Source organism: Paraglaciecola mesophila (assembly GCF_009906955.1).
Lineage (GTDB): Bacteria > Pseudomonadota > Gammaproteobacteria > Enterobacterales > Alteromonadaceae > Paraglaciecola > Paraglaciecola mesophila_A.
Map to the genome: position 1 here is coordinate 853,446 of NZ_CP047656.1, position 12,063 is coordinate 865,508.

Consider the following 12,063-nt stretch of genomic DNA (forward strand, 5'->3'; position numbering starts at 1 on the left):
TATATGAATAAGCAGATTAAAATTGATTTTGTGTCTGACGCTGTTTGCCCTTGGTGTGCAATTGGCTACACGCGACTAAAGCAAGCCATCGCGAAGTTAAACTTAGTAGAAGAAGTCCATATTGAATGGCAGCCATTTTTCTTGAATCCAGAAATGCCTTTGGAAGGTGAAAATATTTACGATTATGGAACGCGTAAATACGGAAGAACCAAGCAAGAAGGCGACTTAAATAGAGCCAATATTACCCAACTAGGAAATGAGGCAGGGTTTACCTTCAACTTTACTGACAATTCACGTGTCTTGAACACGCGAGATGCGCATACGCTACTGGACTTTTTAAAAGGCACTAAAGAGCAAACTGAACTTAAGGAAAAGTTGTTTAACGCCTTCTTTACTGAGCAAAAGGATATCTCTGACAGAAAAGTGCTTGAGCAGTTGCTTATAGATACGGGTGTGAAAGTGCCTAATATTTCTAAAATACTGGACGACCAAGACACTCAAAATCGTATTGCTAATAAAGTATCACACTGGCATAGCCTCGGAATTACCGTCGTTCCTACAATGATTTTTAACAACGAACTTGTCGTTAACGGTTCTAGAACGATTGAAGCGTATAAGCAAATTTTAACTGAACTCGTTTCATCGTACTCACTAACCGCATAAACCATTAACCAAATTTTAAGAGGTATCAACATGACCGAATTTACAATACATAACGTAGAATCAGCACCGAAAAAAAGTAAAGCAATACTAGAAGCTTCGCTAAAAACCAACGGTATGATCGCTAATTTACATGGAATAATGGCAGAAGTGCCAGAACTGCTTATCGCCTATCAAGAGCTGGGAAAACTTTTTACGAATACCTCATTCAACAAAGAAGAACTCACCGTAGTTTGGCAAACCATTAACGTTGAACACAATTGCACGTATTGTGTTCCTGCCCATACGGGAATTGCAAACATGATGAAAGTCGACCCTGCATTGACCGAAGCATTAAGAAATCAAGATAAAATGCCAACCCCTAAACTTCAAGCGCTCCAGGATATGACACTGACTGTTGTTCGCAATCGAGGCAATGTTTCAGATGATGACGTTAGCGCTTTCTTTGCTGCGGGTTATGCTCAGCGTCAATTATTAGAGATTATTCTTGGCGTGTCTCAAAAAGTGATCAGTAATTATGTGAATCACATCGCAAAAACGCCCGTGGACAAACCTTTCCAAAAATTTTCTTGGGTCAAAAAAGCGTAATACCGAGTTGATTATTAAAGAGAGATTAAACATGACTATATCGAAGACACTCTCGATTGCTGCTACGGTGATGACCGTAGCAGCAGGCATATCGGTGTCAAACTTAGCACTCGCTAAGGCAAAGCCACAAAAAACCGATGAATCAGCAACCATTGAAGTGCTGACAACATATCCGCATGGTAATTTTCTTGAAAACTTAGAAGTTCAACAAGATGGTAGATTACTTTTTACCAACTACCCCACAAAGTCAATTGAAGTGATGGAACAAAGTGGGCAGACGAAAACATTTTCGACACTGTCTGCTTACCCGTTGAGCCTTATTTCGATTGATGGAGGCTACCTAGTTGCGGCCTCTGGTAAATCTCTCTTACTTGGAGAGAACGTAGTAGGCTCCCAACAATTTATCCTGCTTGATAAAAATGGCAAGCAAACTGGACAATTTGATGCGCCTCAAGTCATGTATTTGAACGGTATGGTCAGGCTTGGTAATAACGTAATCCTCGCGGTTGATTCACTATCGGGCAATATTTGGCAAGTTAACCCAAAAACGCAAGAAATTAGTTCATGGATACAAGACGAATCGCTTTCTCCACTTGCTGATCAGAAGATGTTTATTCCAGGTGCTAACGGCGTAAAACTTAGATCTGATGGACTCATTGTATCTAATACGTCCAAAGGCACGCTGTCCCTTATTAGAATAGGGAACGATGGCAAGCCACAAGGCAAACCAGAGCTGTTGGCGAAAGTTGGAATGATTGACGATTTCTGGGTGAGAGAAGATGGATCGATACTCTTTACAACACATGGTGAAACCGTCAAATCGCTATCAATTAGTGGCGAAATAACCACCATAGTTGCAGATGGCGCTGGTGGTGCAACTGCCATTGCACCCTACCCCCTAAATCAAGACAGCCGTTTTGTCATGATCAACGACGGAAATATCTACTTTGGTAAAAAAGATTTGGTCGAAGTGCTTCTGGTTACAATTAAATAAATCAAATCAGAAGTCGTTGTACTAAGCAATCTCAGAAGCAGATAACTCCTGTTTAACATTACAAAAGAGAAAATGAATATGAAAAGTCTATTATCCAGCATACTGGCCGCTACTGCCTTTATAGCCACAATAGGAGCATTTGCGAATGCTCAAGAAATAAAGTCTCAAGAACAGAATTATTACAAAGGATACAAGGTTGCGCCAATGGACATCCCCTCGACAACAAAATATACCCATGAATACGTCGATATTCTTGGTTCAAAAATGGCTTACATTGACGTTGGTGAAGGCGATCCGATTTTATTTTTACATGGAGAGCCAACGTCATCGTATTTGTGGCGTAATGTCATGCCTCACTTAGAAGGGCAAGGCCGATTAATTGCGCCGGATAATATTGGCTTCGGAAAATCAGATCAACCTGAGATGGATTACACGTTTGGCGATCAATACCCTTATTTCGAAGCATTCGTTAAAAAGCTTGATCTAAAAAATATAACGCTTGTCGTTCACGATTGGGGCTCTGGTCTTGGCTTACATTATGCGCGGCAGCATCCCGACAATATTAAAGGCATTGTTACAATGGAAGCGTTAATGGCGCCGTTGCTACCAGCAAAAACCTGGGAAGATTATCCAAAACACAAAGCAAAATTTTCGAAAATGATTCGTAGTGAAGATGTGGGTCGCAAGATGGTTATTGAAGACAATTGGTTCCTAAAAGTTGCGGTACCTGCAGCCATTGTTCGTCCGCTAGATAAAGCAGCACATGAAGAATACTTGAAACCTTTTCCCACTGAAAAATCACGCATTCAGGTTTATCAATGGCCAAAAGAGTTGCCAATTAATGGTGAGCCAGCAGCTACGGAAAAAGTGATCAGCGCTTATAACAAATGGCTGGAAGAAACTGAAATCCCTTGGTTGTATCTTTACGCCACACCGGGCTCTCAGAATCCGCCAGAAGCGGCTGATTATTGGGAGAAACGCGCTAAAAACATCCAAATTACATACATTGGTAATGGTATTCACTATGTGCAAGAAGACCAGCCCTATGCCATCGGGCGTGCAATACATGACTGGTATCGTCGTATCAATAAGTAGGTTTTCATACCGTTATTAGTACTAAAGCTCGGTTAATTTCTATCACTGTTTTAGCGCACAAGTTTTAGTGCGCTATTGGAAAACTAATATGAAAAGCATGAAACATTTAGCGAATGAAGAGTTAAGATCACTTTACATGCCCTTTAAAGTACTACCTTATATCGCAAGTAAAAACTGGGGCATCAAGCTGATGAATTTTATGGCTAGATTCTCTAATGGTAAGCTTATAGACGATATGTACAATGAGCAAAGGTATATTCCAAGTAAAAGTGGTGGACCAGACATTAGGGTGAGAATTTTCAAGCCACTTAATGTGGAAGGAAAATTGCCTTGTTTGGAATATATTCATGGTGGCGGCTATATACTAGGCAGCCCTGAAATGGGGCCTAACCTTAATATTATCAAACAATTTATAGAAAAAAGACCTTGTGTAGTGATAGCTCCGGCATACAGAAAGTCTTTAGATGCACCATATCCTGCTGCATTTAATGACTGTTATGAAACCTTGTTATGGGCAAAGGAACATGCCGATGAGTTGGGAATTTATCAGGATAAGTTTATGGTTGCAGGACATAGCGGCGGTGGTGGCCTAACGGCAGCAGTAACATTAAAGGCAAGAGATACAAAGGACATAGATATTGCTTTTCAAATGCCTTTTTATCCAATGATAGATGATTCACAAAGTACATGCTCAGCGCAGGAAATGATTTCAGTACCTGTTTGGAATACAGCATCTAATAAAAAAGGATGGGATGCTTACCTTGCTGATATAAAGAAGCAAGGTTTAGACACTCCAAAATACGCTGCTGCATTTAGAAATAAGGACTATAAGGATTTTCCTCCAACCATCACCTTTGTCGGCGATTTAGAACCTTTTAAAGATGAAACTATTGCTTACGTAGAAGCGCTTGAAAAAGAAGGTATTGATGTAACATTTAAATTATATGAAGGCTGTTATCATGGCTTTGATGCGTATGTTCCAAAGGCTAAAATTTCACAAGACGCCGTTAAATTTACCTATGATTCGTATGCTGAATATTATGATAAGTACGTAACATAGACAAATTTTGAAGCGTACTAATGCTCTTATCGATCTTCCCGAAAACGATGAACATAACTCAAAACAGCTGGTTTCCCCTTTATGCAAGACTAATGTAAATAGAAGAAACCTTCCGCGTATTAAAAGCCCACAAGACGGAATAGGACTACGCCACAGCAACAGTCGCTGGACCAGAGAAAGAAAGCAGAGACACCCATGATAAAAATGGTCAATTTTCAAGGCTGAACTACACTTAATTCGTGTTATATGTTTATCAAGTGGATGAGCTATGCCTCAATCTCGAAAAAGCCAAATCAGTTTAATCGATACGCCTTATTACCATTGCGTGTCCCGCTGCGTTCGCCAATCTTATTTATGTGGTTCGAACCAGCTTACTGGGCAAAGTTACGAGCATCGCCGAGGCTGGTTAGAAGAGCGTTTATTATTTCTAGCGACCGTATTCGCAATAGACATTTGTGCCTATGCAGTCATGAATAATCACACGCATGTGGTGCTATGTGTAAATCAATCAATGGCGGATAAGTGGGATAGCGATGAAGTGTTGAGGCGCTACCACAAGCTACACAGAGGCACATTGCTGACTCAGAAGTTTGTTAACGGCGATACGCTTAGCCAAGCAGAGCTAATCACCTTTGATGAAACCGTTGAAACCTATCGAAAACGTCTTTACGACATAAGCTGGTTTATGCGTGATTTGAATGAGTACATTGCTCGTCAAGCCAATAAAGAAGATGGCTGCACCGGTCGTTTTTGGGAAGGGCGATTTAAGTCCCAAGCGTTACTAGATGAAAGTGCAGTCTTAGCGTGCATGGCCTATGTAGATTTAAACCCCATTCGCGCAAAAATGGCAAAAACACCTGAAACGTCAAAGCACACCAGCATTAAAAAACGCATTCACGCCGTTAAAAACCAACAATCACAACCAAGCGTTTTGATGCCCTTTGTAGGTAATCCTCGTGAAGATATGCCAAAAGGTATTGCGCATTCGCTCAAAGACTATTGTGAGCTCATTGATACCACAGGTCGGTGCATTCGTGATGACAAGGCGGGTCATATCAATAATACTCACAACCCTATTCTACAAAGATTGGGACTAGACTCTGCTCAGTGGTTAACCTTAACTACCGAGTTTGAAAAACACTTCTGCTACGCTGCTGGCGCGGAGCAAATGATGAATGCGTTCAAGCGCCACACCCATCATCAACGAATACGAGGAATGAGCAAAGCAAAAGCACTGTTAAAGCGCGCTTAAATCGTTTCAACTAACATTACTCATGCATACACTGTAGCCTTGGCGCTTGCTTAAAAGCTAACTTTGCGCGCCGTTTCCTTTCTCAACGCTCACTTTTCTAGTAAAAATCCCCGATCCTTAAACTCCAAAGTACTTTAACGCTTGTTTAGGATCATTTAATCACTACACCCCTCTAAGAAAACGAGCTTTTTATATGATTTTAAAGTTGGGTGCTTGTATATTCGCAGTTACACAGTATCTGTTACAGGCTCCACATTGTTAGTTTTCCTGTCTATTCACAATCACTCCACACACAAAAGGGTGGACGTATAAGTTTCGCCGAAACTCACCGTAAGCCATAGTAGTAATATCTTCAGCCGATGCACCATTGTTTATCAGGTAGTCAGCAACTGCTCTCGCTCTAATCATACCTACATGAGCGGAAAAACTTTTAGGGTGTCCAGGGTCACCGTACCCAGATATTAATAATTTCCCAAACGTCATTGTTTCAAGTTTTAGTTTCATATTTTCTTCGGCAATTTTAGGAAGCTTACTCGGGAACATTAAGGAGCTATCATTCTGAAAATATATACAACCTTTCTCTATACCATCCACTATTTCAAGTCTATTTTCCCAGTCTAAGCTAATAGAGCTATCTTCTCTGTCAGAAGAAGTATTATTTTGATTAAAGCCTCCTAAATAAGCACCAAAAGCCGCAACGGATATCACTACAATTTCCACAACAAGCGCTTTAAACAGTACTTTCCCATGTTCTGGATCGGGTAATTGATATATACCTGAAATATGCAAAAGAGTCAGGAATGCTGTGAGTATAAATACAACCACACAAACCCAAATAATTATGGTTAAAGGATCCAATTTTACTCCTTTTTTGAACCAACGCCTTACTAAGAAACAAATAATTATCGGCTAAAATAAGCGACGAAGTGGCAAAAGCCAACTGTTATTTGTTCTTGCAATTTTTTTTGATAGTACTTGATATACATGTTGCAGTTTGCCCTCGAGATAAAATCATTACAGTTCTACCGCCTAGCGGAACACAAATGATTGCTCTCATATAAGAAGAAAAGAAAGATATATATCGCTATACGTTTCATTGACCACTACACATCTATAACCATGGGCGTTTAGCTACGCTGCCGTCTGCTTAGTCACACTGCGGTTTACGCCGCTATGCGCTATCGGTTTTCATCTATTTGCTCTATTCAGCCGATGACACTGAAACGCCAAGGCACTTGTATAACAGAGCCTCACTGGTTATTTACCGATCGCTTGTTAAGCAGATCTCTGGAAGGCCAGTCCCACCACAGATAAGAGCATGAACTGTCTCTGCACTGCTGCATCATTTACGGTGGCCGTTAGATCACGTGGTTTCGTCGTCTTGTGCCAACTCACCTTCAGCCTACGCCTCATATAATGTTCTTGTTCATCAGATCGCAGATTTGCTTCCTCCAGACCAAACCTCGCGGTTTGGCCCTTGCCATTCGCTAGTAGTTAACGTTTAATAACAGTAAGTTAAGTTAACGGTGACCTTCCTACAGAGGACTTTCATCCGAGGCGGCCTTCGCTCATTAGTTCATGCCCATGCTGGGCGTACACAAGGCGCTCAAGAGGGACACAAACATGGCGCTCCTTCGGAGTTTAGCGCCATATTTGTGCCCCTTAGCTTAGTGTTATATCGCTAAATTAAGTTCTGGCTTAAAATTATAATTAGGTCTAAAATAAGTACTAAATTTAACACTTAATTGGTGATTTGTATGAGACAAGTTCTAGCTGACTTTTCAGCAAGTATTTCTGAGCTTAAAAAAAATCCAACGGCTTTACTTACTGAAGCCGATGGTTCTGCAATTGCGATATTAAATCACAATAAGCCTGCCGCATATTTAGTTCCTGCTGAAACCTATGAGTGGTTAATGGATGTAGTTGATGATTATGAGTTAGCGAAAATTGTTGATGAGCGTCGCGGTGATTTATCAAAAGCTATTGAAGTTAATTTAGATGACCTATAAATTAAAATTTCTCCCTGCGGCTAAAAAAGAATGGGATAAACTAGCGGAACCTCTTAAAAAGCAATTTAAAAATAAACTTGCTGAGAGGTTGGAAAATCCTCATGTGCCGTCTGCTAAGTTGAGAGGTTATGATTCGGTCTATAAAATTAAATTACGGACTGCAGGTTATCGGTTAGCTTATGAAGTAGTCGATAAGGAGATCGTAATTTATGTATTGACTATAGGAAAGCGAGATAAAAATGCTATATATAAAAAGTTGGCATCTCGCTTGGTGTAATCGCGATATAACAAGAGACTATGGCGTCAATAGCTAATTTGTAGCCTTTGGCGCTTCCCACATGACCCCGTCTCTGAGCATTGAATTTAAGATAACAACCATCTTTCTAATGCAGGCAATAATAGCGACTTTCTTAGGCTTACCCGCTGCGACTAATCGTTGATAAGTTTCCTTGAATACGGGGTTACTTTGTATTGCTGACATCATCGCCATGTACAAAACGGTTCTGACTTGATGTCTGCCACCTTGGATTTTCCGCAATCCCTTATAGCGCCCACTTTCTCGATTCATGGGTGCTACACCGACTAATGCAGAGGCTTGTTTTTTAGTCATGTAACCTAACTCTGGCAAGTTACTGATGATGGAAGCGGAGGCTATTTTTCCGATTCCTTTCATGCTCTGTAAGATGCAGTTTTTCGCTTGATAATCAGGGCAAGATTCTATGAGCGCGACGATTTTATTTTCAATTTTGGTTATCTGATTTTTAAAGACGGTGAGAATAGGTTTGATGGTCATAACGAGTTCTTTTGGTAGAATTTGCAGGCGGTTTTTTTCCATCGTTTGCATGACGAGCAATTGATTTCGCCTTGCAACTAAATCACTCATAGCCTGCATGGTATCTGGTTTTAGTTGAGATAATTTAGGCTGAATAGCCTCACCGTAATGCGCAATCAGTTGAGCATCTAGTTTGTCTGTTTTAGCCCGCTGACCTATCGCCCCAGCAAAGCGTTTAATGTGAATAGGATTGGCAACAACGAAGGGTAAATTAGCAAAACGGCCTGTTGCTTCAATAATAATGCGCCTAGCCCAGGTGCGTGTTGTTTGATTATTTTTATGGCTTCTTTAATGCCTTTTTCATCATTCGAAACGGTGAAATAAATATCGAGAGGGCGGATGTAAATATCTAATTGAAACTTGCCCGTATCGACACCCACGTTAACGCTTTGATTTGTTTTTGTATTCATAATAAGCTAACTCTTGCTTGCATAATGCGGGTTGAGACCCAGTAGACTATTCGAGTGTTTTGCTTGGAGTCCTTTGTGGCGTTCTTTCTTGTTATCGGTCTCTCAACTGAGGAGCCATCGCTCAATCGAACTACCACAAAAGAAGGCTTTAGTTGCAGCTAAAGCTTGGGTCTCACTTTACCTCACCCCGATTAAAATCAGGATGATTTACCTGAGTTATTATCCATACAAGTCACTTAATAAAGTCAAAACAGAGATGTACCGGTTCTTGCAAACAACGCTACAACCAGCCCAACTTACTGTTTCGTTATTAGTGAAGCGTTAGGCTTCTAAATAAATTATGAGTATTGAACCCGATTATAAGAATTATTCTACTGCTGAACTAGAAGAAGCTATGGGCTCAATTGACAGAGCTAGTTACCCTGAACGGTTTAAAACTATTGAATCAGAATTACTAAAAAGTCAACCCGTTGTCGTAAATGAAGAAAACCCAATTCAAGAAAAAAGTATAGAAAAACCCACTGTGCCTATTGTTACCAAAACAGATGGTAAAATTGTACATTTCATTATCAGGCTATGGTGTGTTGGGTTGTTTTACATTCCCTATAATGACCTATATGAAGCTTACTTTGAAGGCACAACGTACACTCGTCATCATGGGTTAATAACTTATTCTTCAGAGCCGATACTGTTTACTATTGAAATTGGTAAAAGCATTTTTTTCGCTGCAATATTAATATTGGGTTTTATTAAAAATCCGTTCGATTACAAGGCTTTGATATCGAAGCCATACAAGAGACTATGGCGTCAATAGCTAATTTGCAGCCTTTGGTGCTTCCCACATGACCCCGTCTCTTAGCATTGAATTTAAGATAACAACCATCTTTCTAATGCAGGCAATAATAGCCACTTTTTTAGGCTTACCCGTTGGGACTAATCGTTGATAAATTTCCTTGAATACGGGGTGACTTTGTATTGCTGACATCATCGCCATCTACAAAACTGTTCTGACTTTATGGGGGGATTACAGCAGTTTTTCGCTAAATATGACTTACCGCTTGGGGCGGCGTTAGTCTTTAAACTTCCCCCAAAAAAAGCGCCTCTACACACTGAGAGGCGCAAAAGCCCAACGTATCAAACGTTGGATACAGAAGCTTAAACGACAGCTATAATTTACGGTTTAGAAAGGCAGTGGTATGCCAAACCGCTTTTCGAATGCGAGTGAGTCAATCACCCAATATTCATTTTCAATCTTGCCTTTCGTAAACGTCAGCATAGTAACAATGGGTAAACGCACCCGCACAAGACCATTACCTGACTTAATATCCGCATCTATACGCCACCTCACCAATGCACTATTCTCATCTGCCACTATTTGCTCTAGCTGGCTGTAACGGCGCTGTAGCGTTCCTTCTAGTTGGGTAAGCCAAGAAGCTATAGAAGACCGTATAGTGCCCGCATCATTTATCACAGTACTATTAATACTTAAGTGACTAAGCTGTGCGTAAACACCTTCGATTCCTGCAGAGTCGAAGCCTTGCCATATCTGCCACCAATCAGTCAGCATGGTTTGGATAGCATCGCTCGAGTTGCCACACAGCACATCGTTAATGCCCGCGTGGGTAGTGTACTGATGAAGTTGCGGGTCAAATTCACTTAGTTGCAGAGGATCGGGCTCGGGCCAAAAATCCATTGATGTGCTGCTAGTCGAGCCTGTTTCATTTTCATCAGTGTTGTAATGTTTGGCTAAAGAGGCACTATCGACCCATTGAAGCAACTGCTTTATTGCGCCGTCACTGTGTTCACACATCGTAATGAAATACGCTTTGCTCGACGTTGAGTTAAAACAAAATAAACCAGCATCAATATCGCCACTGTGCAAGGTTGCACATTGTTCAATACTGCCCGAGCGGCTCATTATGTCTAGCCAATGTGCCATTAACCCCCGCTGTTGCACCGGGCCATAATGCAACCTTTCCCCTAACAACCAGCGGCTTGAATGAATAAGAGCATGGGTTAAGGTTTTGGTATCTCGTTTTTCTAACAATTGTTGAATGGTACTTAGCATGCTTATGCCTCCGCCTCATTTGGTAGTTTTCGCATAAGGTTTGCCAGTGCAGCAACTTCATCAAATACGGTCCACTCTCTAGCAATGCGTCCATCTTCAATTTCAAAATGAGAGGCTCCCAAGATGTAATGAGGTTGCTGATTAAACTGTACGTATTTGGCGTCAGTGGCATTGTAATGCCCCGCTACGCCCCAGCGCACTGCGACATGAACACGGTTTTGCTCATAATGGGTGACACAAACGTGGTCAACTACCATATTTGCATCGGGGCAACTGGCTAACCATTTGATCAACATGCCGCTGATAGCCGCATTCCCGGTAGCTTGACGTCCTCCAGGCCATTGCACAGCGGCATTAGGTTTATAAAAATCTGACAGTTGATTAAACATACGTTTATTAAAGAGATTTTCTGCCCAAGACTTGGCAAAATTACCCCACGGTTTATCTTGTTCAGATAAGTCTTCCCCGAGGGATGCCTGATTTGCAGCGGTGCGGCTATATTCTTCATTTATCCATTGGGTAAAGGTATGGGAGAGTGGCGAGCTAGCCTGAAAAGCTGCCGCGTCATCAAGAGAAATCCCTAGCTGCGCAATAAGAAAACTGTTGTCTCGCATCAACCATTCATAAAAGATTTTATTGTCTTTACACATACAGTCGGCAATGGTGGTCACACGGCCCGTTTTACCTGTAGGAGCACCGAATTCAGATGGGCCCTTGTTGGTCATAATACTGGTAATACGGTGCGATGAATAATACACCTCATTACCTTCTTCGCGGAAAATCACATCTTCTCCAATTAGCGATCTATCTGGGAACGCAGCGATGGTTTTCAGCGTATTTTGTACTACCACATCTACGCTGTCTGCGTACCCTCCTAGCGTATGAACAGGGCAGAATTTCGCATAATAATCGTAACAAGCCCCAATGTTTTTTTGTTCCCAAATACGATGGGTAATACGCAATATATAGTCTGCTAAATCGACAAACTCTTGGTCAAAACCCGCTAAGGTTTGCGTTTTACTTCGTGCAGGGTCCAGCATGTCATGCAGAGGCTGCCAATACACCGTTTTTGCGATGGACGTTTCGCTCATAGAA

The 12,063-nt window shown here is 41.3% G+C and carries 12 protein-coding genes and 2 pseudogenes; 9 read left to right on the forward strand and 5 right to left on the reverse strand.

Features of this window, described 5'->3' with window-relative positions; translation table 11 throughout:
• Positions 1-3 precede the first annotated feature (3 nt).
• The 6 genes from FX988_RS03505 to FX988_RS03535 all read left to right on the forward strand — a co-directional run bounded on the left by FX988_RS03505 (position 4) and on the right by FX988_RS03535 (position 5,649).
• Positions 4-663, forward strand: a complete 660-nt coding sequence (locus tag FX988_RS03505) for a DsbA family oxidoreductase (protein ID WP_160178366.1) — start codon at positions 4-6, stop codon at positions 661-663.
• 30 nt (positions 664-693) lie between these two features.
• Complete coding sequence (locus FX988_RS03510; protein ID WP_160178367.1) at positions 694-1,248, forward strand: carboxymuconolactone decarboxylase family protein; 555 nt, start codon at positions 694-696, stop codon at positions 1,246-1,248.
• Between the two features lie 31 nt (positions 1,249-1,279).
• Positions 1,280-2,242, forward strand: coding sequence for a hypothetical protein (locus FX988_RS03515; protein WP_160178368.1), 963 nt, complete (start codon positions 1,280-1,282; stop codon positions 2,240-2,242).
• Positions 2,243-2,320: 78 nt separating this feature from the next.
• The gene (locus tag FX988_RS03520; protein WP_160178369.1) at positions 2,321-3,337 is read left to right on the forward strand and encodes a haloalkane dehalogenase; all 1,017 of its coding nucleotides are present in this window, start codon (positions 2,321-2,323) and stop codon (positions 3,335-3,337) included.
• A gap of 88 nt (positions 3,338-3,425) precedes the next feature.
• A complete protein-coding gene (locus FX988_RS03525; protein WP_201751629.1) occupies positions 3,426-4,397 on the forward strand; it encodes an alpha/beta hydrolase in 972 nt (323 codons plus the stop codon).
• Positions 4,398-4,665: 268 nt separating this feature from the next.
• The gene (locus FX988_RS03535; RefSeq protein WP_160178370.1) at positions 4,666-5,649 is read left to right on the forward strand and encodes a transposase; all 984 of its coding nucleotides are present in this window, start codon (positions 4,666-4,668) and stop codon (positions 5,647-5,649) included.
• Positions 5,650-5,907: 258 nt separating this feature from the next.
• Here the strand turns inward: FX988_RS03535 and FX988_RS03540 are convergent, their stop codons facing one another.
• Entirely contained in the window at positions 5,908-6,507 is a 600-nt protein-coding gene (locus tag FX988_RS03540; RefSeq protein ID WP_160178371.1) for a hypothetical protein, read from the reverse strand.
• Positions 6,508-7,406: 899 nt separating this feature from the next.
• On the opposite strand from FX988_RS03540, the gene FX988_RS03545 reads away from it, so the two are divergent.
• Positions 7,407-7,658 carry a type II toxin-antitoxin system Phd/YefM family antitoxin gene (locus tag FX988_RS03545; RefSeq protein ID WP_160178372.1) on the forward strand — a complete coding sequence of 84 codons (252 nt, stop codon included), beginning with the start codon at positions 7,407-7,409 and terminating at the stop codon, positions 7,656-7,658.
• Positions 7,648-7,935: a type II toxin-antitoxin system RelE family toxin gene (locus FX988_RS03550; RefSeq protein ID WP_160178373.1), complete on the forward strand. Its 288-nt coding sequence runs from the start codon at positions 7,648-7,650 to the stop codon at positions 7,933-7,935. The genes FX988_RS03545 and FX988_RS03550 overlap by 11 nt, the downstream gene beginning before the upstream one ends.
• Before the next feature lie 33 nt (positions 7,936-7,968).
• Here the strand turns inward: FX988_RS03550 and FX988_RS03555 are convergent.
• Positions 7,969-8,900 (reverse strand): annotated as a pseudogene (locus FX988_RS03555) (IS110 family transposase).
• A gap of 340 nt (positions 8,901-9,240) precedes the next feature.
• On the opposite strand from FX988_RS03555, the gene FX988_RS03560 reads away from it, so the two are divergent.
• Positions 9,241-9,714, forward strand: a complete 474-nt coding sequence (locus tag FX988_RS03560; RefSeq protein WP_160178374.1) for a hypothetical protein — start codon at positions 9,241-9,243, stop codon at positions 9,712-9,714.
• On the opposite strand, the pseudogene FX988_RS03565 reads toward FX988_RS03560, so the two are convergent.
• The 3 genes and pseudogenes from FX988_RS03565 to FX988_RS03575 all read right to left on the reverse strand — a co-directional run.
• A pseudogene (locus FX988_RS03565) lies at positions 9,715-9,918 on the reverse strand (IS110 family transposase); the annotation flags it as partial.
• Between the two features lie 162 nt (positions 9,919-10,080).
• Positions 10,081-10,968, reverse strand: a complete 888-nt coding sequence (locus FX988_RS03570) for a nuclear transport factor 2 family protein (RefSeq protein WP_160178375.1) — start codon at positions 10,966-10,968, stop codon at positions 10,081-10,083.
• 2 nt (positions 10,969-10,970) lie between these two features.
• Positions 10,971-12,059 carry a nuclear transport factor 2 family protein gene (locus FX988_RS03575; RefSeq protein WP_160178376.1) on the reverse strand — a complete coding sequence of 363 codons (1,089 nt, stop codon included), beginning with the start codon at positions 12,057-12,059 and terminating at the stop codon, positions 10,971-10,973.
• Between the last annotated feature and the right edge of the window lie 4 nt (positions 12,060-12,063).